The organism is Mycoplasmopsis alligatoris A21JP2, from assembly GCF_000178375.1.
GTDB classification, from domain to species: domain Bacteria; phylum Bacillota_I; class Bacilli_A; order Mycoplasmatales; family Metamycoplasmataceae; genus Mycoplasmopsis; species Mycoplasmopsis alligatoris.
This window is the reverse complement of the sequence record NZ_ADNC01000027.1, coordinates 238,020-264,189: the sequence shown is the minus strand read 5'-3', so window position 1 is coordinate 264,189 and position 26,170 is coordinate 238,020. Positions and strand designations below refer to the sequence as shown.

At 30.8% G+C, this 26,170-nt stretch carries 24 protein-coding genes and 2 rRNA genes; 3 read left to right on the top strand and 23 right to left on the bottom strand.

Annotated features, from left to right (window positions below):
- Nucleotides 1–7: 7 nt before the first annotated feature.
- The 6 genes from MALL_RS03730 to recA form a co-directional block, all read right to left on the bottom strand.
- The gene (locus MALL_RS03730; RefSeq protein WP_005683851.1) at nt 8–1,207 is read right to left on the bottom strand and encodes a substrate-binding domain-containing protein; all 1,200 of its coding nucleotides are present in this window, start codon (nt 1,205–1,207) and stop codon (nt 8–10) included.
- 369 nt (nt 1,208–1,576) lie between these two features.
- Nucleotides 1,577–3,016: an APC family permease gene (locus tag MALL_RS03725; RefSeq protein WP_005683892.1), complete on the bottom strand. Its 1,440-nt coding sequence runs from the start codon at nt 3,014–3,016 to the stop codon at nt 1,577–1,579.
- Nucleotides 3,017–3,176: 160 nt separating this feature from the next.
- Nucleotides 3,177–6,068 (bottom strand): 23S ribosomal RNA (locus MALL_RS03720).
- Between the two features lie 328 nt (nt 6,069–6,396).
- Nucleotides 6,397–7,901 (bottom strand): 16S ribosomal RNA (locus MALL_RS03715).
- The 16S and 23S rRNA genes sit together here, the layout of an rRNA operon.
- A gap of 239 nt (nt 7,902–8,140) precedes the next feature.
- On the bottom strand, nt 8,141–8,950 hold the full coding sequence (locus tag MALL_RS03710; protein WP_005683737.1) for a TIGR00282 family metallophosphoesterase: 810 nt from the start codon (nt 8,948–8,950) through the stop codon (nt 8,141–8,143).
- Nucleotides 8,951–8,973: 23 nt separating this feature from the next.
- Nucleotides 8,974–9,957, bottom strand: a complete 984-nt coding sequence (recA, locus tag MALL_RS03705; RefSeq protein ID WP_005683856.1) for a recombinase RecA — start codon at nt 9,955–9,957, stop codon at nt 8,974–8,976.
- A 117-nt stretch (nt 9,958–10,074) separates the two neighbouring features.
- Between recA and MALL_RS03700 the strand changes: the two genes are divergently transcribed.
- A complete protein-coding gene (locus MALL_RS03700; RefSeq protein WP_040545627.1) occupies nt 10,075–10,698 on the top strand; it encodes a hypothetical protein in 624 nt (207 codons plus the stop codon).
- Between the two features lie 43 nt (nt 10,699–10,741).
- Here the strand turns inward: MALL_RS03700 and rpsO are convergent, their stop codons facing one another.
- The 10 genes from rpsO to secG form a co-directional block, all read right to left on the bottom strand.
- Nucleotides 10,742–11,008, bottom strand: coding sequence for a 30S ribosomal protein S15 (rpsO, locus tag MALL_RS03695; protein ID WP_005683992.1), 267 nt, complete (start codon nt 11,006–11,008; stop codon nt 10,742–10,744).
- A gap of 132 nt (nt 11,009–11,140) precedes the next feature.
- Nucleotides 11,141–11,998: an FAD synthase gene (locus tag MALL_RS03690; protein WP_005683802.1), complete on the bottom strand. Its 858-nt coding sequence runs from the start codon at nt 11,996–11,998 to the stop codon at nt 11,141–11,143.
- Nucleotides 11,988–12,803, bottom strand: a complete 816-nt coding sequence (locus tag MALL_RS03685; protein ID WP_005683855.1) for a YcsE-related riboflavin metabolism phosphatase — start codon at nt 12,801–12,803, stop codon at nt 11,988–11,990. Before MALL_RS03685 ends, MALL_RS03690 begins: the two co-directional genes overlap by 11 nt.
- Entirely contained in the window at nt 12,804–13,643 is an 840-nt protein-coding gene (gene truB, locus MALL_RS03680) for a tRNA pseudouridine(55) synthase TruB (protein ID WP_005683787.1), read from the bottom strand.
- A gap of 2 nt (nt 13,644–13,645) precedes the next feature.
- Nucleotides 13,646–14,074 carry a peptide-methionine (R)-S-oxide reductase MsrB gene (gene msrB / locus MALL_RS03675; protein WP_005683841.1) on the bottom strand — a complete coding sequence of 143 codons (429 nt, stop codon included), beginning with the start codon at nt 14,072–14,074 and terminating at the stop codon, nt 13,646–13,648.
- A gap of 83 nt (nt 14,075–14,157) precedes the next feature.
- Nucleotides 14,158–14,442, bottom strand: a complete 285-nt coding sequence (locus MALL_RS03670) for an antibiotic biosynthesis monooxygenase (protein WP_005683923.1) — start codon at nt 14,440–14,442, stop codon at nt 14,158–14,160.
- A 97-nt stretch (nt 14,443–14,539) separates the two neighbouring features.
- Nucleotides 14,540–16,087, bottom strand: a complete 1,548-nt coding sequence (metG, locus tag MALL_RS03665) for a methionine--tRNA ligase (protein WP_005683926.1) — start codon at nt 16,085–16,087, stop codon at nt 14,540–14,542.
- Entirely contained in the window at nt 16,074–16,862 is a 789-nt protein-coding gene (locus MALL_RS03660; protein ID WP_005683974.1) for a tRNA1(Val) (adenine(37)-N6)-methyltransferase, read from the bottom strand. Before MALL_RS03660 ends, metG begins: the two co-directional genes overlap by 14 nt.
- Nucleotides 16,862–19,087, bottom strand: a complete 2,226-nt coding sequence (gene rnr / locus MALL_RS03655) for a ribonuclease R (protein ID WP_005683818.1) — start codon at nt 19,085–19,087, stop codon at nt 16,862–16,864. The genes MALL_RS03660 and rnr overlap by 1 nt, the downstream gene beginning before the upstream one ends.
- A gap of 6 nt (nt 19,088–19,093) precedes the next feature.
- Nucleotides 19,094–19,324 (bottom strand): preprotein translocase subunit SecG, encoded by a 231-nt coding sequence (secG, locus tag MALL_RS03650; protein ID WP_005683876.1) that lies wholly within the window; start codon nt 19,322–19,324, stop codon nt 19,094–19,096.
- 309 nt (nt 19,325–19,633) lie between these two features.
- Between secG and MALL_RS03645 the strand changes: the two genes are divergently transcribed.
- Both MALL_RS03645 and MALL_RS03640 read left to right on the top strand, forming a co-directional pair.
- Nucleotides 19,634–20,422 carry a leucine-rich repeat domain-containing protein gene (locus MALL_RS03645; protein WP_005683893.1) on the top strand — a complete coding sequence of 263 codons (789 nt, stop codon included), beginning with the start codon at nt 19,634–19,636 and terminating at the stop codon, nt 20,420–20,422.
- 331 nt (nt 20,423–20,753) lie between these two features.
- Entirely contained in the window at nt 20,754–22,772 is a 2,019-nt protein-coding gene (locus MALL_RS03640) for a bifunctional metallophosphatase/5'-nucleotidase (protein WP_005683740.1), read from the top strand.
- A 132-nt stretch (nt 22,773–22,904) separates the two neighbouring features.
- Here MALL_RS03640 and rplQ read toward each other — a convergent pair whose 3' ends face one another.
- From rplQ to map, 7 genes are read right to left on the bottom strand one after another with little or no spacing between them, the layout of a single operon-like run.
- A complete protein-coding gene (gene rplQ / locus MALL_RS03635; RefSeq protein ID WP_005683730.1) occupies nt 22,905–23,267 on the bottom strand; it encodes a 50S ribosomal protein L17 in 363 nt (120 codons plus the stop codon).
- A 1-nt stretch (nt 23,268) separates the two neighbouring features.
- Nucleotides 23,269–24,273, bottom strand: a complete 1,005-nt coding sequence (locus MALL_RS03630) for a DNA-directed RNA polymerase subunit alpha (RefSeq protein WP_005683837.1) — start codon at nt 24,271–24,273, stop codon at nt 23,269–23,271.
- Between the two features lie 22 nt (nt 24,274–24,295).
- Nucleotides 24,296–24,682, bottom strand: coding sequence for a 30S ribosomal protein S11 (gene rpsK / locus MALL_RS03625; RefSeq protein ID WP_005683897.1), 387 nt, complete (start codon nt 24,680–24,682; stop codon nt 24,296–24,298).
- 2 nt (nt 24,683–24,684) lie between these two features.
- A complete protein-coding gene (rpsM, locus tag MALL_RS03620; RefSeq protein ID WP_005683989.1) occupies nt 24,685–25,053 on the bottom strand; it encodes a 30S ribosomal protein S13 in 369 nt (122 codons plus the stop codon).
- 9 nt (nt 25,054–25,062) lie between these two features.
- Nucleotides 25,063–25,176: a 50S ribosomal protein L36 gene (rpmJ, locus tag MALL_RS03615; protein WP_005683995.1), complete on the bottom strand. Its 114-nt coding sequence runs from the start codon at nt 25,174–25,176 to the stop codon at nt 25,063–25,065.
- A 9-nt stretch (nt 25,177–25,185) separates the two neighbouring features.
- Complete coding sequence (gene infA / locus MALL_RS03610; protein ID WP_005683763.1) at nt 25,186–25,401, bottom strand: translation initiation factor IF-1; 216 nt, start codon at nt 25,399–25,401, stop codon at nt 25,186–25,188.
- Complete coding sequence (map, locus tag MALL_RS03605; RefSeq protein WP_005683881.1) at nt 25,402–26,148, bottom strand: type I methionyl aminopeptidase; 747 nt, start codon at nt 26,146–26,148, stop codon at nt 25,402–25,404.
- Nucleotides 26,149–26,170 lie beyond the last annotated feature (22 nt).

The following is a 26,170-nucleotide window of genomic DNA, read 5'->3' as shown; positions in this document are numbered from 1 at the left end:
GTTTAAACTATTTTCCCTCGTATTGTGAGATATTTGTTTTTGTAACCACTGTAGGTGTAAGAATAATTGTATTAATGTTGTGTGTATCTGTTGATTTGTATTGTGTTTTATCTAAAGTTACCATTGTTTTTAAATCATCAGGTAATGATGCTTTAACTAATTCAAATACTTGCTCAGGTGTTTTTGAAGCATTTTCCTCTTTCATGATTTCTTTAAGAATTGCTACAGCTACTTTTGCTAAACTTGAATCTGGTTTATAAATTGTCATTAATTGATCACCAGCTTTAATATGCATAATTGCATCGTCGTTAAAATCTTGACCTGTAATTGAAATTTTACTTGTGTCTAATTTTAATTGTTTTAAAGCTGTAATAGCTGCATTAGCCATCCCATCGTTAGGTGCTAATACTGCAACTATTTTATCTTTCTTAGCAAATGATGTTAAGAATGTTTGTGTTCCTGATTGTGCTTTAGAATAATCTCAGTTATCTACTGCTGCGACTTCAAAGCTTTCATTGTTTCTTGCAAATTTTAAGTTTGAATCTACTTTCATAACTGCGTCTATAACTTTTTTAGCTCCTCCGTAGAATAAACTTGAGTTATTGTCTGATGGACCACCACCTAGTGTATAAACAAATGATTCTTCACTTAATTTGTTTGCTGTTGCATGAGCAACTGCTTCTTCCATTGTTTTAAATGGTGCATCCATTTTTTTGTAAATTCCTGATAGTAAGTATAAACCTTGTAATTCACCTACATTACTGTTATCAAATGTTGTATATCAGTCGTATTTATCTGTTCCAGAAATTAAACGGTCATAAGCTACAACTTTAACGCCTTTGCCAGCTGCTGCTGTAACTGAACCTGAAACTGTGTTTCCATCAACAGCACCAATAATAAGTCCTTTTGTTCCTCCAGCTACTGCTGAGTCAATAAAACTATTTTGCTGTGTTTGATCTTTAACGATTGAAGAAACGGCTCCAATTTTGTGTGAATCAAATGCTGCTAATAATTCTTTTTGTGCTTTTAATCATCTTGGATTATCTGGATCAGATATAGCTACTCTTGGTGATTGAGCAGTTGTTGGGGTTGTTGTATTTGATGCAGATTTTGCTGTGCTTGATGTTCCACAAGAAACTGCAATAGCTCCAGCTAGTGTAATTGCACTAAGTGCTCCTAATGTAATTAGTAATTTTTTTGTTCTCATAAATCTCCTATGTTGTGTTTGCATATTCTTATTATAAGATAATGAAGTTAATATATATAAATTGTGGAAAAATATGAAAATATACCTTTTAAATAGGTTTTTTTCAAATTTTTAAAATTTTCATTTTGCATAGTTTTAAGCTAAAAAAGTCCATTTTAGTGGTATTTATGAGCGATTTCTTAACTTTTTTGTTAAAAATTTAGAAAATGATAATTTGATTTACTGTATGGTAACAATTCCTTTAAACGGGTCATTATTAGTTTTTTTTTTAAAAAATAATTTAAATCCTAAATATTGATAAAAAATGTAAAAATAAATGCATAAAAAAGTGAATTAAAAAATTGCCAAAAGGCAATTGATTAAGGCAAATTAGTTTTTTTTAGTGTCTGAATTTAAATCTAAATTTTGTGTGCTTGTTTGTGTTTGTAATTGATTTGTTTCTTTACGCTTCTTTAAATACCAGTATAAATAAGAAATTAAGTAACCTAGAACTATTGTTGCAATTAAACTAACTAAAACAATTGTGTTACCTATATCTCATACTTCTTTAACTTCTAATGGGAAAATATTAAACATAACAGGGAACATGTAACTTAATATACAAAACATAATTACTATTGATCCTACAACGTATATTATGTATTCTCACATAGCTATTTTTAATATTTGTTTTTTGTGCATTATTAAAGCAATAACAATGGTTATAAAGTACTGCATTAAAAAGAATATGGCTATAACTCCTAGAAGTTTAGAAAACGTTTCACTAAGTTGTGAATCAGATGAAATTAGTTTAGGTAATAATCCAATTAAAAACATTACAACTATATTTAATAGTCCAAAAAATAGTATAGCGTTTTTGTATTCACCGTGTTTGTTGGTCTTTGTAAATACTTGAGGTAAAAATCCATCAAATGCTAGCGCTACTAAAGCACGTGAGTATCCAAAGATAAACGATGAAGTAGCTGATAGTCTATTAAAGAACATTCCTATCCCAAACAATACCAATCCTGTTAATCCTAATGATGAATTATATAATCCAGCAAAAGTAGGTCCTCCAACTGTTTTAGGTTGGAATATAAATAAGATATAAACTATAAAGTAAAATATCAATATTAAACCAAAGATAAACATTAAAGTTTTTCTAAAGTTTTTAACGTTTGTATCTTTAGATATAATAGCAACACTTTCTATACCACCAAAGGCGATAATAAATGATATTATCCCAGCAAATAAAAGCGATGGTTTAGCTATAGTATCACTACCTCCTAAATCAGGTTGTACTTGTCCATTGTAAAGTCCCTTAAATAAGTTTACAAGTAAAAGTAAAACCGCTCCTGCTATAACTAAATACTTTAGTGCTGATGAAATAAAGATTACATATTTGTTTGTTTTAATTCCAAATGTTGCCACAAGAATAATTATAGAAAATATCACTAACGATACTAACGTATAATAAATCTCATGATCAGGATTTTTATCAAATTCCTTCATTATGGTTGCAAAAAATAAAGGGGTTGTTGAACTTATCAACAACCCTTGTATAAACTGTGTCCATCCAACAAAAAATTGTAATGGCCGATTAAATACTGGCTTTGAATAAGCATAAGTTCCACCCACTGTATCTGGGTATTTATGTGCTAACTTTGAAAAAGATAAAGCAACTGTTAATGCAATAAATGAAGAAATAATAAAAATTAAAATACCTCAACCTTTGTTAACAACAAGTTCAGACATTGTAGCAATAAAACCAAATCCAACAACGAAGTTGAATCCGAAAAATACTAATTGTTTATTATTTAATTTATTCATAGTTTTTATTATATTCAAAAAATGGAATATAACAAGAAATATATTAATATTTTATGTATCATGCAAAAATAATAAAAAAATGCCCTCATTGGGCTTGTTCTTTCAAAACTGAATAGTAAAGATTAATCATAATTCATTAAAATGTCTTAAATGACATCTTACTTTTAAACCTTTCAATTTATTAGTAATGGTCAGCTGAATGTATTACTACACGTACACTTCCATCCTATCAACCTCGTCGTCTACAAGGAATTTCAAGGGAATACTCATCTCTGAGGAGGCTTCCCACTTAGATGCTTTCAGCGGTTATCCTTTCCATACTTGGCTACCCAGCTATGCTTCTGGCGAAACAACTGGAACACCAGCGGTATGTCCACTCCGGTCCTCTCGTACTAAGAGCAGCTCTCATCAATATTCCAACGCCCACATCAGATAGGGACCGAACTGTCTCACGACGTTCTGAACCCAGCTCGCGTACCGCTTTAATTGGCGAACAGCCAAACCCTTGGAACCTACTCCAGCTCCAGGATGCGATGAGCCGACATCGAGGTGCCAAACCTTGCCGTCGATGTGATCTCTTGGGCAAGATAAGCCTGTTATCCCCAGGGTAACTTTTATCCGTTGAGCGACTGCCGTTCCATGACGTACAGCCGGATCACTAAGTCCTGCTTTCGCATCTGCTCGACTTGTTGGTCTCGCAGTTAAGCACACTTCTACCTTTGCGCTCTACATACGGTTTCTGACCGTATTGAGTGTACCTTTGAACGCCTCCGTTACCTTTTAGGAGGCGACCGCCCCAGTCAAACTACCCACCACGCACTGTCCTCCCACCTGATAAAGGCGGCAAGTTAGAAACTCAACATACCAAGGGTGGTATTTCAAGGTCGACTCCTCTAAGGCTAGCGCCTCAGTCTCACCGTCTCCCACCTATCCTACACATGTTAGGCCAAGTTCCAATACGAAGTTATAGTAAAGCTCCATGGGGTCTTTTCGTCTTGATGCGGGTACCCAGCGTTTTCACTGGGACCATAATTTCACCGAGTCCAATGTTGAGACAGTTGAGAGATCATTGCGCCTTTCGTGCAGGTCAGTATTTAGCCGACAAGGAATTTCGCTACCTTAGGACCGTTATAGTTACGGCCGCCGTTCACCCGGGCTTCATTTCAACGCTTCGCTAGTGCTAACGCATCCACTTAACCTTCGGGCACTGGGCAGGCTTCACCCCCTATACTTCACCTTGCGGTTTAGCAGAGAGCTGTGTTTTTGATAAACAGTTGCCCCTCATAATTTACTGTGGCCCATTTACATGGGCGCCCCTTCTCGCGAACTTACGGGGTCATTTTGCAGAGTTCCTTAACATTGGTTTTCTCGCTCGCCTTAGAATACTCATCTTGGGAACGTGTGTCCGTTCTCGGTACAGGTGCCTAATATTTAAACGTTTAGAAGCTTTTCTTGGAAGCATGAAATCATAAAATTCGCTACTTGTTGCCGTTCACTATGCATCACAACTCCCAGTTACAGAATGCGCATTTGACTACATTCACCAGTTGTTGCTTACCCCCAAATCCAATAATGGGTATTATTATCCTTCTCCGTCACTCCATCACTAATATTAGGCAGTACAGGAATATTAACCTGTTGTCCATCGGATACGCTTTTCAGCCTCTCCTTAGGTCCTGACTAACCCTGGGTGGACGAACCTTCCCCAGGAAACCTTTCCCAATAGGCGTCGGAGATTCTCACTCCGAATCGTTACTCATACCGGCATTCTCACTTCTTATCGCTCCACATGTCCTTACGGTCATGCTTCACCGCTGATAAGAACGCTCCTCTAACGTACTTTCGTACCCGTGGCTTCGGTATCGTGTTTTAGTCCCGTTACATTATTGGCGCAAGATCTCTTGACTAGTGAGCTATTACGCACTCTTTAAAAGATGGCTGCTTCTAAGCCAACTTCCTAGTTGTTTATGAAATCTCACAACCTTTCTCACTTAACACGATTTTGGGACCTTAGCCGACGATCTGGGTTGTTGCCCTCGCGAGCCGGGACGTTAGCACCCCGGTTCCGACTGCATGATGATACGTAATGGTATTCGGAGTTTGATTATAGTCAGTACCGCTAGGCGCGGCCATTCCACATTCAGTGCTCTACCACCAAAACTTAACATCACACGCTAGCCCTAAAGCTATTTCGAGGAGAAACAGCTATCTCCAAGTTCGATTGGAATTTCTCCCCTATTCACAAGTCATCCGGGCACTTTTCAGCGTACTACGGTTCGGCCCTCCACTTGGTTTTAACCAAGCTTCAGCCTGCTCATGAATAGATCACCTGGTTTCGGTTCTATGTCAACATACTAAACGCCCTATTAAGACTCGATTTCTCTGCGGCTCCGCTTTTTTCCACTTAACCTCGCATGTTAACATAACTCGCCGGTCCATACTGCAAGATGTACGCCATCACCCATTAACGGGCTCTGACTAATTGTAAGTAAGTGGTTTCAGAATCTATTTCACTCCCCTCCCGGGGTTCTTTTCACCTTTCCCTCACGGTACTAGTTCACTATCGGTGTCTGGTTAGTATTTAGCCTTGCCGGATGGTCCCGGCAGATTCAGACAGGGTTTCACGTGCCCCGCCCTACTCAGGATACAGTCAAAAGTCTTTACCATTTCGCATACGGGGGTATCACCCTCTATGCCAAAGCTTCCCAGCTTCTTCTGCTATGATAAAGTTTTGTAACTTTATGTAGACTGTCCTACAACCCCAACATGTGTTGGTTTGGGCTCTTCCACGTTCGCTCGCCGCTACTGATGGAATCATTATTTATTTTCTCTTCCTGTTGCTACTAAGATGTTTCAGTTCACAACGTATCTCGTCTGTGCAACTATTTTATTCATTGCAAAGCAATTAGGCTTTCCCCTAATTAGGTTTCCCCATTCGGAAATCCCCGTATCAAAGCGTATATCCAGCTCCACGAGGCTTATCGCAGGTAATCACGTCCTTCTTCGACTTCCAGACCCAAGGCATCCACCACAAACTCTTACTTATTTAAAAGTACAACTTCAAATATATTAATTTTAATTGTTATGTATTTTCCTATTGTTGATGTATTTTAAGACATTTCAATGAATTATTACTAATGTAATAAATTTCTCGATGATCAAAACAAATTGACAAATTATCTTTGTTAATTTTATTTATTGATGTCGTTGTTCATATCAATATTCTTTACTATTCAGTTTTCAAAGAACAAAAGAGAGAAGTTCTCTCAAAACTAGATATACCTGATGGACTAATATCATCAGAACATGACGCCTTGTTTATTATAAATTAGTCTATAAATGTGTGTGTTGTGACTTTTTGTAACAACTGTACTCCGTAGAAAGGAGGTAATCCATCCCCACGTTCTCGTAGGGATACCTTGTTACGACTTCACCCCAGTCACCAGTCCTGCCTTAGGCAGTTGTCTCCGTAGTTGACAAAACCGACTTCGGGCATTACCAGCTCCCATGGTGTGACGGGCGGTGTGTACAAGACCCGAGAACGTATTCACCGTAGCGTAGCTGATCTACGATTACTAGCGATTCCGACTTCATGGAGTCGAGTTGCAGACTCCAATCCGAACTGAGAAAAGTTTTTTGAGATTTGCTTAACGTCGCCGTTTTGCTTCTCTTTGTACTTCCCATTGTAGCACGTGTGTTGCCCCTCTCGTAAGAGGCATGATGATTTGACGTCATCCCCACCTTCCTCCCGATTACTCGGGCAGTCTCCCTAGAATATTTAACTAAGGATAAGGGTTGCGCTCGTTGCAGGACTTAACCGAACATCTCACGACACGAGCTGACGACAACCATGCACCATCTGTCTTTCCGTTAACCTCCGCTATATCTCTATAGTTTTGCGGAAGATGTCAAGAGAGGGTAAGGTTCTTCGCGTATCTTCAAATTAAACCACATGCTCCACCGCTTGTGCGGGTCCCCGTCAATTCCTTTAAGTTTCACTCTTGCGAGCATACTACTCAGGCGGATGATTTAATGCGTTAGCTGCGCCGATGGTTCCCATCAGCTAATCATCATCGTTTACGGCGTGGACTACCAGGGTATCTAATCCTGTTTGCTCCCCACGCTTTCGTCTCTCAGTGTCAGTATATGCCCAGTAAGCTGCCTTCGCCAAATTGGTGTTCTTCCTTATATCTACGCATTTCACCGCTTCACAAGGAATTCCGCTTACCTCTACATAACTCTAGYTTGCCAGTATCCAACGCAATTTGGAGTTGAGCTCCAAGTTTTAACGTCAGACTTAACAAACAACCTACAGACGCTTTACGCCCAATAATTCCGGATAACGCTTGCAACCTATGTATTACCGCGGCTGCTGGCACATAGTTAGCCGTTGCTTTCTGATAAGGTACCGTCAAGGTAACGTCATTTCCTACGCTACTTTTTCTTCCCTTATAACAGCAGTTTACAACCCGAAGGCCGTCTTCCTGCACGCTGTGTCGCTCCATCAGACTTTCGTCCATTGTGGAAAATTCCCTACTGCTGCCTCCCGTAGGAGTCTGGGCCGTATCTCAGTCCCAGTGTGGCGGATCAGTCTCTCAACCCCGCTAAACATCATCGTCTTGGTGAGCCTTTACCTCACCAACAAACTAATGTTACGCACCCCGATCTCTTAGTGGAGCAAACGCTCCTTTTATATTAACTTCATGCGAAGCTAATAAGTATCCGGCATTAGCGGCCATTTCTAGCCGTTATTCCAATCTAAGAGGCACGTTAGGCACGTGTTACTCACCCATTCGCCGCTAAGTTCCGAAGAACTCCGCTCGACATGCATGTATTAGGCACACAGCCAGCGTTCATCCTGAGCCAGGATCAAACTCTCGAAAAAATTGACTGTCATGTTATATTGTATATATCTAGTTTTCAAAGAACTTTTTTGTTTGCCTCAACGGGCTTGCTTATCTATTATATGGTAAAAAATAAAATGTCAAACAAAATTTTTATTTTTTTTCTAGCATGAATTTTTCATTCAGTAATGGACTAACATAACCTATTATATATAGTACGCGCGCGTATATGTATATATTAATATAATAAAAAAGAAAAGAAGGGATTCCCCTTCCTGAATTATTTAGGCATTATATTAATAGGAGTAATTGTATTAGTCTTTCTATTTGTAGAAAGTTTAATTAAAACACTATTAAATTGAGCAACATTAGTACTTACTTTGTATTTTAAACGCGATCCATATCTCATTTTTTGATAAACTTCTTCATAATTAGCGCCTATTGCACTATTCATGGGACCTGACATTCCTGCATCGGTAATATAGGCAGTTCCGTTTGGAAGAATTTTAGCATCATTTGTTTGAACATGTGTATGAGTACCACAGATAGCATCAATTTTTCCATCTAAGTATAGACCTAAAACATTTTTCTCAGAAGTTGTTTCAGCATGGAAATCAACAAAGTGAAAATCTGTTTTTTCATCATTTTCTATTACTTGATCTATACAATCAAAAAAGTTATTTGCATATTCTTCTTCTCAAGGAGGTAAAAGATGATTAAAAGTTATTCCCATAAGCGATGTAACTCTTAAAGATTTATCACCAATCATAAAAACACTCGTTCCCTGACCTGGATAAGTTGTTTCAATATTTAGAGGTCTAATAACATCTTTATTGTTAATTATTTTTAAAATGTCAGATTTTGATCAGACATGATTGCCTAGAGTAAAAGCTGAAACACCAGCTTCTTTTAATCTTAAATAATCTGTTTCAGTTAAACCTTTTCTATCTGAAACATTTTCGCTTTGTGCAATAACAAAATCAATATTATGTTCTTTGATTAAACTAGGAAGATATTTTTCAACAATAGCTATTCCTGGTTCACCAAAAATATCACCCAAAAATAATAACGTTAAGTCTTTTTTATTCATGTTTTAATTATATTATATATGCTCTATTTTAATTCTAGTTTTTTAAGTAAGTCATTTTTAAATTCAATGTTTTCTTCTATATAAGCTTCCATTGCTTTTTGACCTTGCGCAACATTTTTCTCATCAATACTATATCATGCAGCTTTTTTAATTACTAAGCCTTTTTCGATGGCAAAGTTTAATAATTCATTAGTTTTATTAATTCCTTTAGAAAAAATAATTTCACTAACAGCACTTTTATATGGCGCTGCAAGTTTATTTTTAACCACTTTAAATTTAACTTCATTTCCAATAATATCTTTAGTGTCAGTTATTGATGTACCTTTTCTTACTTCCACTCTAATTGATGAATAGAATTTTAAAGCTCTTCCACCTGAAGTTGTTTCAGGATTACCAAAAATAACACCAACTTTTTCTCTTATTTGATTTATAAAAATAACTGTTGTTTTGTTCTTGTTTAAATTACCTGCTATTTTTCTTAGAGCTTTTGACATTAAACGAGCTTGCATTCCAATTTGTTGATCTTTCATGTCTCCGTTTAATTCAGCTTCAGGCACAAGTGCAGCTACAGAATCAACAACTATTAAGTCTATGTTTCCATTTTTTGCTAATATATCAACTATTTCTAGTGCTTGCTCACCAGAATCAGGTTGAGATAGAATTAAATTATCTACATCTACACCTATATTAGAAGCATAAACTGGATCAATTGAATGTTCAGCATCAATAAATGCAGCTATACCGCCTTTTTTTTGAATTTCGGCAATGGCATGCAAACAAACAGTTGTTTTTCCTGAACTTTCTGGTCCATAAATTTCAATAACTCTTCCTTTAGGAAATCCTCCAATGCCTAGAATTTTATCTAGTGCATAAGAACCACTTGAAAATGTATCTATACTTATATCAGGCACACCACCTAATAACATAATAGATTCTTTTCCGAATTTTTTACCAATCGAACTTAAAGCTTCTTTGATAATAATATTTTTTTGATTTTCATCTTTCATCTTTACCTCCGACTTATTATTAATAGAATTTAACTATGTGAACAAATAAAAAACTATTTGGCTTTTTGTCAACTTAGCAAAATTTTTTAGTTATTAAATTATATAATTTAAAGTAATATGAAGGCAATAAGTAAATTTAAATTAATTCTTTTAGTTTCATCACTTTCACTTTTAATAGGGATTGCTTTTTTATTGAGCGGTACAAAAGTAAAAGCATTAGCTTATTTAGGTTGAATAATAAATAACTTATCTTTTATTTTTATGGGGTTTGCAGTTATAAATATTTTTTATTTATTTTGTATTAATAATTACAGAAAAAATAATAATAATTTATACATACTATATCTTTTTAGTCATGTTATTAAGTGATTTGTGACAAATTATGTACAAATTCGTTTTATGGAGTTTAAAATAGCTATCACCACTAAGCCACCTATTGCTTTAATCAATTCATTAAAAATAATTATTTTATTAATTGTAATTACTTGATTAATATTTTTAAACTCAATTTCAGGTTTTTTATGAGGGTTATCTTATGTATTTAATGATCAAATTAAAATATCAATAATAATTTCAACTATTTTTGGAATTATTTGTGTGATATTTTTAACAATACTAGTTGTTTTATTTGTCTTATATATAAAATTATTTGATAAATTAATTTTAATTAGAAATGATGTTATTTACAAAGGTGACATTTTAGAAAAAGCCTTAAAGAAAAAGTTTTTTAGCGTTAAATAAATTATTAAAAAATTCTCTTTGTGGAGAATTTTTAAATGTAAATTTATTTACGAATTCCAAGTTCAGCTAAACATTTGTTGTATGCATCTAAATCAGTTTTCTTTAAGTGTTGTAATAAAACTCTACGTTTTGAAATTTTAGCCATGAAACCACGACGTGAGTGGTTGTCTTTTGGGTTATTTGAAAAGTGAGGTTTTAATGCTTCAATTTCTTCTGTTAAAATAGCGATTTGAACAAATGTTGAACCTGTATCTTTAGCATTAGCTCCATATTTTTTAACTAAAGCTGCTTTTTGATCTTTTGTAACCATAATTCTCCTATATTTTAATTATGTTCTATCCAAGCATATATTTGTTAATATAAACCTAGAAATAGAATTTTTCAGTTAATCATTTAACTTTTTATATTATATTCAAAAATCTTTTTTTGATAATAAAATAAACTAAGTATTTTGTAAAAAATAGTTTTTACATATTTCTCTATCCTGTAGAGTTATTTGATCATTATTTTGAGAAATTGTTAACCTGAGTTGTTTTTCAACGATGATTTCAACTAGAATATTATCTTTTAATTCTAAATTAAAATCAATAAAATCTAAAAAATATTCTTTATTAAAGGTAACATGCAATAAGCCATAATAAAGCATTTGATTATATAAAATTCTTATGATGTATACACCACTGTGAAGTTTTTGTATATTTTCATTTAAAATAATTTCTTTATTTATCTTTACTGTAGAGCTAAAGGTATACTTAAAAAGTAACAAATCATTAAGTTCTTCAATATCACCAAATTCAATAAATTCTTTTAATTTGGAAGTAGATATTTTTGTATTATTTACCTTTAAAATAGGCACAGAGATAACACTATAAATAGGATTAAATTTCGAAATATCTTTTCATGTATTTTTTGCTTTAAATCCAAATTTAAAATCATCTCCAACAATAAATGTTGTTTTTTTAGAATTAGCAATTAAATCAATAAAATTTTTGCCTTCTAAATTCTTTATTTGACTATAATCTATACTTATAGCACTATCAAAACCTATTTTACTAATTCATTTATCTCTAATTTTTTGACTTGTAAAAAAAGTAGAATTAAATTTAGTCATTTGTTCAGAATTATTAAAATAAACTAAAATTTTTCTTTGTGTTGAAAAGTCATTATTTGCTTTTTTAAACAATTCATAATGTCCTAAGTGTAAACTTTCAAAAGCCCCCATAATAAAAACATCATTATCCTGAGCGCTAAAATTTTCTATATCATAAACGTAAAAAGGTTCATGATTTTTAAATAACATTTAACTCCTTTAATTTATGATAAGCACCATCATAATCACAGTCTATTGCTACATCTTTTGCAACATCTTTTAGTTCTTGATTTGCTTTTTCCATTGCAACTCCATAGAAAGCATCTCTTACCATTTCATAATCATTAGAACTATCTCCAAAAGCTATTAAATTGTCATGTGATAAATTTAATTTTTTTGTCAAAATATCTAATGTGTGACTTTTAGTTACATTCTTTAATCCAATAAAAAGTCCGTGAGATCAAACTGAATTGACTTCCAAGTTATAATTTTTTTTCTTAATAAATTCCATTAAGTCCATAGTAAGTTCTTTTGGTTCTTCAGTGGCTACACAAACAATATGTAATCGACCAGAACGCATTTTGTCAAAATCAATGTCAATATAATTATGAGAATTAGGTCCGATAAATCATGTACTTATATCTAAGTTTTTGTTTTTGTGTACAGTATCATAATCGGCTATACTAAATCCATTCATTCTTTTTTCAAAATTTAAATATAAGTCTTTTATTTCTTCTTTATCAATTGAAACTTCATATATATTTTTTTTATTTTTTACATCGTAAATAAATGCTCCATTAGCACCAATAAAATAATCAAGACCTTCAAGTTGTTCTAAAAAATCCCCAATAGTTGCAAATTCTCTTGCTGAAGCTAAAACACTAATTATTTTATTTTTGTTTAATTCTTTAAACATTAACTTAATATTATCTGAAAAAACTCTGTTGCCATAAGGCATAATTGTTCCGTCAATATCAAAAGCAGCTATTTTAATTTGTTCTTTAATATTTTTCATTTATATCCTTTCAGGGAATATTTTCTTAACACTTAAAAAAGAATTTTTAATTTGTGCTATTCCACTAATTTCTTTGTTTTGATTTAGTAACAAAATTGTATCTTGATCACTTAATTTTACTTCAAAACCAACTCCGTTTTTTAATAGTTTTTGTTCACTTTTTGTATAGTTATAATGTGATAGTTGAATAATTCTAAATGGATCTATTTTTACGTATTCTTCTTGTTTTAACTCACTTATATCTAAAACACCTATTCCAGTTCTTACCAAATCAGTCATTGTTGCATACGAATTTGACATTAGTCCTAAATCGTAAATTAAAGAGCGAATGTATGTTCCTTCTGAAACATTAAATTCAATACCAAAAGTTTGGTTTTGATAATCAAAATAAACTACTTTATAATCAAAAATTTCAATATTTTGTGCTTTGATCTCAAAATCAAAATTCTCATTTCTTGCTAATTCATAGGCTCTTTTTCCGTTTATTTTTTTTGCGCTGAATTTTGGTGGTATTTGAGTTTTTAAAGTTGATAATTTTTTAACATTACTTAAAAAATCTTCTTCAGTAACCATATTATTGCTTGTAAAAGTTACTTCACCTTCAACATCATAAGTGCTAGTTGCATAACCGAATTTGCCATGCACATAGTACTTTTTGTTTTTAAAAGTAATATATTGAAGTAATTTTGTATCTTCTTGAGTTGCTATTAGTAATAAACCGGTTGCAAGTGGATCTAGTGTTCCACTGTGACCCATTTTTACATGATTAAGTTTTTTAGAAAAAAGATCCACTTCTTTACGAGATGAATTTCCTTTTGTTTTGTTAATTAAATAAAACATATTTATTTTTTATCAAATAATGATAAGTATTCTTTGTATCCTTCTTTTTCCATGTTCTCATACGAAATAAATCTTAACGAAGCTGAATTAATACAATATCTTAATCCGCCTTTATCTCTAGGCCCGTCTGTAAAAACGTGTCCTAAATGACTATCAGCATTTTTAGAACGAACTTCAGTTCTTATCATTCCATGTGTTTTGTCAACAACTTCTACTACTTTATCGACAGGCTTAGTAAATGCTGGTCAACCACATCCAGAATTATATTTATCTAGCGAACTAAATAATACGCTTCCATCTACTATGTCAACATAAATTCCTTTTTCAAAGTGTTCATCATATAAATTTGTATAAGGTGCTTCTGTGGCATTTTCTTGTGTTACTCTGTATTGTAAGTCAGTTAATTTTTTCTTTAATTCTTCTTTATTCATAATATCTCCTTAAATGATCTTGTTTATATATTTTATTAAAATAAGGTACAAAAAAATAAAAAACGCATAATTTTGCGTTTTAATTATCTGATTGTATCAAAGGCATACAACTCAGTTGTTTTATATGCCATTTTTTCAAGAACGTTAAGTTCTTTTTTTACTTCATCTTTTTTAATGAAAGCTTGGTAATCGCTTTTTGAGCTTCATCTTTCTACTAAAATAACTTCTGATTCAGAATTCAAGCCAAATTCAAATGATAGATTTTGTGTTTCTAGTCTTGATTTACTTACAAATATGTATAAATAATCGACAAAACCTTTCATTTTTTCAGGGTTTAATTCATATTTTGTGGCTCTTAAAAAGATCATAATTATATCTCCTTTTGTTATTTTGCTTTTTACTTATTAATATTATCAAATTTAGTAAAAAATTTACTTTATTCATAAATATTGCAAATAATTATTTTTATTTAATTCTTTGGAAAAATAAAAATTTACTTTCCATTTTTTTGTTATCAAATTTTTCAAAATTTTGTACTTGTTCTAAATCAAATTCAATGTTTAATGCTTTTGAAACTTCATTCATTTTTTGAGGCATTACGACTTTTAAATAAGTACTCATTGCATAAATACCGTTTAGTAATCTACTCAAAATTAATTCTAACTCATCTAAACGATCTGTTAATTTTCAAGGAGTTGTCTCATCGATGTATTTATTGAGTGTATTACCTAAGTCTATTGCAACTTTTAAACCTGTGGACAAGTTAAATTCATCAAAATATTTAATAAATTTTTCTTTTGATTCTAAAATTGCTGTATCGATGTTTTTATGAATATTATCATCAGACTTTTTATGTTTGATTCCATTATCAAAGCTGTTTGAAATCATTTTTAAAGTTCTTGAAACCAAATTTCCGTAATTATTAATTAGTTCAGAATTAATGGTGTCTTCAAATAATTTAATATCAAATACTCCATCTTCTCCTAGATTAATTTTAGAGACAAAAAAGTATTTAATCATTTCTGGATGATACTTTGCTAAAAGATCATAAGGATCAATAACATTATTTTTTGATTTAGACATTTTTCCAGTTGGAGTGATTATTCAACCATGGCTTATCATTTTTGAAGGCATTTTAATATCTAATGCTTTTAAAAATATTGGTCAGTAAATAAAATGAAATCTTGAAATTTCTTTTCCTAATAAATGCACTATTTCGTCACCATTTTGCCAATATTTTTCAAAATCTGTGTTTGTATTACTCTTTAAATTAAAACCTAAAGCGCTAATATAGTTACATAAAGCATCAAGTCAAACATATATGGTGTGTTTTGGATCACTTAAAGTTTTTATTCCTCATGACACATTTGAACGAGTTACGGATAAATCTTCTAGTCCCTTAGAAATAAAATTATTATTTAATTCATTAATTACTTTTTGAGGGTTTAATCATGTAGGATTATTTAGTATTTCAAGCTTCAATCATTCTTGAAATTCTGACATTTTAAAGAAATAACTTTCTTCTTTAACAACGCTTAATTTGTGATTGCTTAAAGGGTGATAATAATTTCCGTCTTGACCTTTAACTGCTTGAGTTTTTGTAAAAAATTCTTCATCTGAAACAGAGTATAAACCTTCATAATTTCCATTGTAAATTATTCCCTTCTTTAAAAATAATTCAAAAATTTGTTGAATTGTTTCTTTATGGTTTTGGTTAGTAGTTCTGCTAAAATAATCATAATCAATACCAAAATCACTTCACATTTTTTTATAATTTTTAACTAAATCATCAACATATTTTTGTGCAGAAATGTTAGCTTCCTGAGCTTTTAAAAATATTTTTTGACCATGTTCATCGCTACCTGTTAAAAACTTAACATCATAACCTCTACTTTTTTTGTAATTAGCTATAGTTCATGCTAATGTGGTTGTATATAAATGACCAATGTGCAAATTTCCAGAAGCATAATAAATTGGTGTTGTAATATAAAAAGTTTTTTTATTTTTGTTCATTTTCTGCTCCTACTTTTATTGGTTTATATAATTTTTTAATACTATCTAAATAATCATGATTTAATTTATCGTTTTGATCATGTAAGTATAAATTTGGTAAAAAGTGAACACCTCAACCTGAGTTGTATCTTCCTTCAATCAAGGCAAATTTGGGTTTATCATCGACTCTAGGATAAATAAATTGTATTCGTTTTGGTTCAAAACGATGCTTTCTCATTGACTCAAAACAATCGACTAATCGTTCTACAGGTAAAACTAAAGTTATAAATCCTTTTTGCTCTATAATTTTGCTAGATCCTGCAAAAATTTGATCTAAATTTAGGTATATTTCATGAGTTGCAATAAGCTTTTCTTGCGAAATATTTTTTTTGATTTTTGATTTATCATAAGGATAAAAAGGCGGGTTACAAACTATGCTTTGATATTTTTTTAATGCCTTTTTAGAATGTTCTTTTCAAAAAACATTAAAGTCTTGATTAATAACATTAATTTGTTTTTCCAAGTTATTTTCCTTAACATTTATTTGAGCTAATTCTGCAGCTTTTTGTTGAATTTCTAATGCATCAATTTTTAATTCTTTATATCTTGAAGCAATAAAAATTGATAAAGCTCCATTATTAGTTCCGATTTCTAACATTTTTTTAGTGCTTTTATTTAAAAAAACATAATTCCCTAAAAGGATAGTATCAACTGAATAATTAAACATGTCTTTATCTTGAATCACATATAAATCATTATCAAAACCTAGTGAATTTTTTACTAATTTTCTACTCATTAATTCTTTCTTAAATGTGAATCATTTACTGCACGACGGTTAATTTTTTGTTTTAAAAAGTCTTGATAAAACACTTCTGGAACACAATCTACTTTTCCATCAGCTAAGTCAACAGCTGCAACAATAACATCAATGTTTTGTCCAATAGTGTAAGTTGATTTTGCTCCTTTTAACTGTGTCATAGCATCATTTGGTTCTAAATCACTATCCATTAAAACACTTTTATGAACAAGAGCGTTTGTTTTATTTTCAAATTCTACAAAAAAACCAAATTTAACAACACTAACAATTTGCCCTGTTAATTTTGTTCCTATTTTGTTTTTGTAATACTCAGAAAATAGTAAATCATTGACTTTTCTTTCCACTTCTACAGCACCTTGTTCTGAAGCTGAATTGGCTTTAGAAACAGAATACACTAAATTAGTTAAGTCTTCTTTTTTATTTAATTCTTTATTTAATACTAATTCTCTTAAAATTCTATGAATAACTAAATCTGGATATCTACGAATAGGACTTGTAAAATGACAATAACAATCGGATGCTAATCCAAAATGACCTATATTATCACCAGAATAAACAGCTTTTTGCATAGTTCTTAAAAATAAAAGTTTTATAAATTCATCATTACGTTGTTCTTTTATTGTTTCAATAACATTTGAATACAATAAAGGAGTTATGTTCCCGGTTGGAATATTAGCTTTAATCCCTAAAGTGTTTAAAACGTTTTTAAACGATAATAATCTGTCTTCATCTGGTTTTTCATGAACTCTATACATCGCAGGAAAATTATTTTTGTTTAAAAATTTAGCAACTTCTTCGTTGGCTCGTACCATAAAGTCTTCTATTAAAACTTCAGAAAATCCACGAGGATAAAACGTAATATCTTTTACTGAACCATCTTCATTAAATAAAATTTTAGGTTCATTAATTTCAAAATCAATATAACCTTGTTTAATTTTGAACTTGTGTAAAATTAAGCTTAATTCTTTAGCATCATTTAACATTTTTGCTAATTTATCTAAATTAAACTTCTCAATTTTCAGATTTTCATTATTTCTAAATCAAGTAGGATCTAGAAGATTGTTTTCAAAAAAGTTATTTACTTGTTTGTATGTTAAACGATATTTACTATCAATAATACCTTGTTTTATTTCAGTTTTTAGTGTGTTACCATTTTGATCAATTTCCATAATAGCACTTAAAACAAAACGTTTTTGATTTGGATTAAGTGAACAAATACCATTTGATAAAGCTTCGGGTAGCATTGGAATAACTTGGTCTGCCAAATAAATACTCGTACCTCTTTTTAAGGCTTCATCATTAATTTTTGTTCCTTCAGTTACATAATATGAAACATCAGCGATATGAACAGAAAGTACAAAATTTCCATTTTCTTTTTTTATTACATTAACTGCATCATCAAAATCTTTGGTGTCATCACCATCAATTGTTACTATTAATTCATCAGTAAAATCTGTACGATTAGAAATATTTTCATTAAAAATATCCTCAGGAATTTTAGCAATTTCTTCATTTAATTCTGAACCAAAAACTTTAGGTACATCAACTCCTTCTAAATAAGCTTTTATAAAAAGTTTTGTATCAGCTTGGTTCGTTATTACCTTTTGAATTGAAACTAAAATCAAATTATTTTTTATTTCTTCAATTTTTACTGTTACTAGATCATTTAAACTAGCTTTTTCTTGTAAAGCAATTATTTTATATTTATTAAATTTGTATTTTTTATCAATTGGTTCAAAATCAACAAAAAGTCCATTTTTCTTAACAAAACCAATAAGAGTATTTGTTGCTCTTTGAACAACTTGGCTAACAACACCAAAAAGCATTTGTTCTTTTTCTTTAGTTTTATCAATAAAAATTTTTACTTTTACTAAGTCATTATGAATAGCGCCATTAAAGTTATTTTTAATTATAAAAACACTATCTTTAGTATTTGCTAATTCGTCTATGTTATAGTCAACAAAGGCAAATCTACCATTATTAGAAAGTGACAATTTACCTTCTATTTCTTCTTTGAAAATAGGAGCAAAATATTCATCTTTTTCATTTTTAAAAATTAAAAACTCTTTTTGACTTTCTTGTAAAGCTTTTGTTAAGTCTTTATTTTTATTTGGTTTAATTCCTAAACCCTTAGCAATATTTAAAAATGATCTAACTTGGTTAGATGTTCTTAAATATTTTAAAATTTCCTCTTTTATATTCATTAATTGTTAAATAAAGATTCTTAAAACAAGGGCAGCAATCAAAAGTACTATGCCTAATGTAAACATTGTGTATTTAAGAATTTTTTTAACTCCCCTTTCTTTAGATGTTTTAAATAAATCTAGATCCCCTGAACCAACTAAAGCTCCAGAAAACGCATTAGAATCAGGTGACATAATGAAAGATACGATAATAATTATTACCGATAAAATAATCATAAAAATTACTAATGCAATCATATATCTCCCTAATAACTTTTCATATTATACTTTAAAGTATTTTTTTTGTAAATATTTAGTTTTAAAGTGCTCTAAAAAAAATAGAAAAAGATTAAAAAATATGTTTTAATAAATACGCAAAAATTTATGCAGTTATAAATTGAAATTTAAATTTTATTTTCATATTGAAAAATATATTTAATTTTTATGAAAATAAAAGACTTTTCCATGTGTAAAGTAATTAATAAATTTCTAAAAAGTGCTAAAGTTAAGTAAAATATAGGTATATTAAGATATTTTTAATTTATTAAAAAATATAAGGAGTTATTTATGACTAAAAAAATTAAATTACTTTTAAGTGTAGGAGTCGTTTCATTACTTGCTCCAATGGTAGTGATCGCTTGCTCAAAAAAAGATGATAAAAAACCTGAAGTTAAACCAGATGTAAATAAAGATACAGGCAAAGATTCTTCAACAACTGATAAGGGTGATAAAAATACAAATAATGAAGTAACAAATCCTACAAACACAACAAATACTGAAGCTAACAAAACAGAAAATACTGATAAAGTAGAAGAACCTAAAGTTCCAGATACAACTACAACTGAAAAAACCGAAGATAAAAAACCAGAGGAAAAATTAGAAAAGGTTGAAGAAACAAGACCGGGAACTCCTATTGATAAATTTGATGTAAGAGATGGCGTTTTATGAGAATTAAAAGATAAAAATTTAAAAGAAGTTTATATAACTGATAAAGCAATACATACAATTAGAAGACATGCGTTTAAAAACACAGCTGTGGAATATGTAAACGCTCCATATGTTGAAACTGTTGGTGAAACATCGTTTAATGCTACTAACAAATTAAAAGAATTAAGACTTGAAAATGCTAAATCAATTGGGGGATTTTCTTTTATTGGTTCATCAATAGAAAAAATTTATGCGCCTAAATTAGAAACTCTTGAAAAATTTGCTTTTTTTGGTGCAGCTAATCTTAAATTAATACATTTTCCAAGTTTAAAAACAATTGGAATTGAAGCTTTAACTGGAACAAAATGATTAGAAGATAAAAAAGCTGCTGGCGGAAAAATTGAATTAAATGGTATAGAAATAAAATAATAAAGCATGGTAACATGCTTTTTTTATGCAAACATTTACACCTCATTAACAAAAAATAAAATTTAATTTAAAATACACCTTATTTTTATGTTATTATCATGTTGATGCATTCGATACGAATGGTTGCTACTTTACGTGAGTAGCTGCTCTTGGAACTTAGCGTTCACTTTCTTTGAATAATGTAAAATCATTTTTGAGGAAATAGTTTTAAAAGGCACTAGTTGCCTTTTTTTGTTGCTTTTATAGCCAATTCCACATTTCCATATTCTTATTTTTCAAAAAACATTAAGTATAATTGAAAAGAACTAAAATTTACTAAACAAGGAGAAATATGAGATTCAAAAAAATTATGTTATTAGGTTCAATTACACCTATTTTAATTGCTACTAGTGCAATTACAATAGCATGTAATACAACAACAAACAATACAGGCAAAACTGAAGAAGACAAAAAAGATCCAGTTGTTAATAAAGAAAGTCTTGAAGTAGCAAGAGTAAATTATAAAAACGCAATGGAGGCTTATAATACAAAATTAAGTACTTATGCTAAAGAGCTTAAAGCAATGAAAGTTGCTATAGACAAGAACAAAAAGGATGAAGCACTAAAAACATCGAGAAAGGAATTTGTAGCTTCAAAAGAATCTGAGTTAAAAGAATTAAGATCAAAAATAAACACAACTTTTAAAGCACTTAACTTAGCTGAAAAAGATTCAGATACACAAACATTAAAAATTTTTCATACAAATGATGAACATGGAAGATTAAAATTTGATGATGGTAAATACAATAATTATTCAGGAATGGATACACTAGCAGAATTTTTAGAAAATGTAGAATACACATTATTGTTATCGGCCGGGGATTTAATTCAAGGTTTACCACTTTCTGATAGTGATAAAGGTAAAACTATTTCATTAGTTGCTAAAGAAATGAAATATGATGCAATAGCAATCGGAAATCATGAATTTGATTTTGGTTTAGATCATATGTTAGAACTAAACAAAGCAACAAGTTCAACAATGCCGTTTTTATCAGCTAATGTTGTATATAACGACAAAGTTAGTGAAGACAAAAAAGGTAAATTACCATTTAAACCATATATTATTAAAGAAGTTGCAAACGGATTTAAAGTTGGTATTATGGGAATCACAACTCCTGATACAACCATTACTTCTCATCCTAACAATTCAAAAGATGTTTTATTTAATGATCCGGTTGAATCATCAAATAAAACAGTATCTGAAATTAGAGATAAGGAAAAGGTAAATTTTGTTATTGCCTTAACTCACTTAGGTATAGGAAGAAACATTGAAAAATGAGATTCAAATTATTTTGCTAAAAATGCATTAGATGTTGATTTAGTTTTAGATGGACATTCGCACAATAAAGTTGATATAGCTAAAAAAGATGGAGATCAAGCTTATTTAACTCAAACTGAAGCTTATACTCAATATCTAGGAGAAATTGATTTAGTAGTTAACAAAAAAACTGGAAAAATTGAGTCAGTTACACAAAGCTTAAGAGATATTAATGAAGTAGAATTAGCAGCTTTTGGTAAGAAAAATGATAACGTTAAAAACTTAATTAAAGATTTAGAAACCAAGTTTGGTGTTGAAAACAATAAAGTAGCGTTTAAAAATACAGTTGTATTTGATCATGTTACTTTACAAAATGTAGATGGAACTGAGTTCTGAAAAGGAAGAGTAGGGCAAACTAATCTAGGGTTATTCGCAGCTAATGCTATAGCAGATGAAGTTGTTAAAGCTAAAAAGGATGATTCAAAATATAACGCAGATACTGTTATAGGATTAATGAACGGAGGGGGATTACGTGCAAATATTGCAATAGGCGATGTAACACGTGGCCAAGCTTTAGGAGTTTTACCGTTTGGAAATAGAATTTCAGCTGTCAAAGTTGAAGGTGATACTTTAAAAGCAGCTATTATGCATGCGGGTTCAAAAATGAAAAGTGGTGCTTTTGGCCAATTCTCATCAAATGTTAAATTTAATATAGTTGGTTCAGGTGAAGGAAAAACAAAAAAATACGCAGTTGAAGAAGCAAGCATTAAAATTAATGGCAAAGACATTGTTGCTACTAATGAGTACACAATTGTTACAAACGATTTCTTGTTAGCTGGTGGTGATGGATATGTTATGTTAAAATATGCAGATAAATCTAAAAATGTTACATTAGATTACGAAGGTGGAGATTTATTAGATGTTTTAATAAACCATGCTGTTTATACAAGTAATGAAGCTAATTTTGGTGATAGTAAAACAAATACTCCTTTTGCTCACAAAATGAGTTTTTATGGTGAAGCAAGCAGCATAAAAAACATTGTTGTTAAATAATTAAAAACCATATAAAAAGCACTTGCATTCGTGCTTTTTTATATAATGGTTTTGCCGTATTTGCCTTGTGTGTAGTTAAATATAAAAAAATATAAGTGGTGAGCTTATATTTTTATTATAGTTATTATTAAATTATACTAATTCAATAATTGCCATTCTTGTGTTATCTCCAAGTCTTGTAGGCAATTTAATGATTCTTGTATATCCACCATTTCTATCTTTATATTTAGGTGCGATTGTATTAAATAAGTGACTTAAAACTGGTGTTTGGTCTTTTAATACAAGTGGACGTAAAAATCCTGCAACGATACGACGGTTTGCTAAAGTAGGGTTTTTTGCTTTTTGAATCATTTTTTCTGCATGTCTTCTTACTTCTTTAGCTTTAGTTAAAGTAGTTGTAATTCTTCCATTAGCATATAATTCACTAACTAATGAACGCATTACACCTTGTCTTCACTTTGTATCACGTGAAAATAATTGTTTAGGATTAGCCATTTTATTCATCTCCTTTTCTTAATTCAAAACCGTGCTCTTTAATTTTTTGCACAATTTCATCTAATGATTTTTTACCTAGATTTTTTGTTTGTTCTAGTTCTTCATATGACATTTTTGAAATATCACTTACTTTTGTTCTTCCAATTCTTCTTAAAGCATTTAATGAACGAACTGAAAGTCCTAATTGAGTAATATCAATATCTGTCTCTTGATTATCAGTAATTTTATCATCAGCTGTTTCAAAAATATCATTTCTAATTTCATCTACATTTCCAATTTCTTTAAAATGAGCAATTAAAATGTCAGCTGCTTGTTTAATAGCATCTTTAGGTTTTACTGTACCATCAGTATAAACATTAAATTCTAATTTTTCTTCAATTTTAATACTTGATGAGTTTAGTTCAGAAACTACATAATTAACTTTTTCAACTGGTGAAAAGTTTGAATCAACAGCAATAAATTTACCTTTTTTGATTTTTGTTTCTAGTTGAGCTTCTAATTTGCTTACAAGTGCTTTATTTTCTTCACTTGAAACAAAACCTCTACCAGGACGTAAATATAATTCTAACCTTAAAGCATTTTCTTGACTAACTTCAGCAATGTGAACGTTATGATCAATAACTTCAACGTTTAAGTTGTCAACTACTTCTAAATATCTTGAGTTAATTTCACCAACTTGATCAGCTTTTAATTCAACTCTGATGATATCATCATCTTTAACTAATTCAGGATCATAGCTAAAACGAACTTTTCTTAAATTCATAATAAGACTTGGAACGTCTTCGACTACCCCTTCGATACCACGAAATTCGTGAGTAACACCTTCGATTCTTACACAAAATGGAGCTAAAGATGTAATGTTAGATAATAACACTCTTCTTAAAGCTACACCTAATGTTGTACCAAATCCTCTTTCAAGAGGTTGAATAATAAATTTGTTTTCAAAATCACTGGTGTTTGAGTTTGAAGGTACTTCTAAATAGTCTAATTTTTGAAATTTTTCCATTTTTACCTGCTTTCGTTTTTAATTATCTTTTTGATTCACGTTTTAAAATACGTTTTGGAGGACGTGTTCCGTTGTGAGGAACTGGTGTAACATCTTTAATTTCAGTAACTGTAATTCCTGAAACTTCAATTTGTTTTCTAGCAGCATCTTTACCTGAACCTAATCCCTTAAGTTCAACTTTAACTGTTTTTAAACCGTGTTCTTTAGCAGCTTCAGCGGCTGCAGCAGCAGCTAAACCAGCTGCATAAGGTGTTTTTTTCTTTGTACCTTTGTATCCAATAGCACCCGCTGAAGATCAAGCAATAACATTTCCAGCTTCATCAGCAAAAGTAACAATAGTGTTTTGGTTTGTAGAATGTATGTGAGCCACACCACTAGTAATGTTTTTTTTCTTTGTTTTACGAGCCATGATTATTTACCTTTCTTTCCAGCAACTGTTTTTCTAGGACCTTTACGTGTACGAGCATTCTTTTGTGTAACTTGTCCACGAACTGGTAATCCTTTACGGTGTCTTATACCACGGTAACATTTAATTTCCATTAAACGTTTAATGTTTAAAGTAACTTCTCTACGTAAGTCACCTTCTGTTGTGAATTGTTTTGCAACTTCACGAATTTTTGATAATTGCTCTTCGCTTAATGATTTAACACGAGCATTTTCATCAATTTTTGCTTCAGCACATATTTGTTTTGCTAAAGATGGTCCAATACCATAAATATATGTTAGTGAAATAACAACACGTTTATCGTTTGGGATTTCGACGTTTAAAATTCTAGCCATTATTTTCTCCTATCCTTGTCTTTGTTTGTGTTTTGGTAATTTACAAATTACACGATTAACACCTTTACGTTTGATAATTTTGCAATCTTTGCACATTTTTTTAACGCTTGCTCTAACTTTCATAATATCTCCTTATTTATGTCTGTATGTTATTCTGCCTTGAGTTAAGTCATATGGACTAATTTCTACTTCTACAGAATCACCAGGTAAAATACGAATATGGTTTACTCTCATTTTTCCTGATATATGAGCTTTTATAACTAAACCGTTTTCAAGTTCAACTTCATATAAATCAGTTGAAAAAGCTTGTTTTACAACGGCGTTCATTTTTATAGCATCTTTTGCCAATTAGATTCCTTTCGTAAGAACAATTCCCTTACCATTTTTAATTAAAACTGTATGTTCATAGTGAGCAGTATTTGTCTTATTTGTAGACACAACGGTTCATCCATCACTTAAAATTTTAATATTTTTTGATTGAGTAATCATCGGTTCAATACAGATTACCATTCCATCTTTTAAAAGTGGACCAGTTCCTTTTTTACCATCATTTGGTACATTTGGATCTTCATGTAATGCTCTACCGATTCCGTGACCACAGAAATCTGAAGGTGTATATAATTTATTCTTTTTAATATATTGTCCAACTGCAAAGGAAATATCTCCTACTCTTGCATTTGGTTTAATAGCATCAAGTCCAGCTTCAAAAGCTCCTTTTGCTACATCTATCAATCTTTGGTCTTGAGGATTAATTTTTCCAACGCCCTTTGTAAAAGCGCTGTCACTGTTGTAACCTTGTCAAATACATCCAACATCGACACTTACGATGTCGCCTTCCTTTAAAATGTATTCTGAAGGTATACCATGGATCAATTCTTCATTTACAGATATACAAGCTGTTGCTGGAAAACCGTACAACCCTAGAAAGGCGGGTTTGGCATTCCTTTTTAAAATTTCTTTAAAGGCTAATTGATCAATTTCTTTTAAAGAAACCCCTGGTCTTATAAAATCAAACAAAACTTGTTTAACTTCTGCCAAGATCGCACACGATTTTGTAATTTTTTGAATCTCATCATTAGTTTTGATATTTATCATAATTACCTCGCGTTAACTTAAG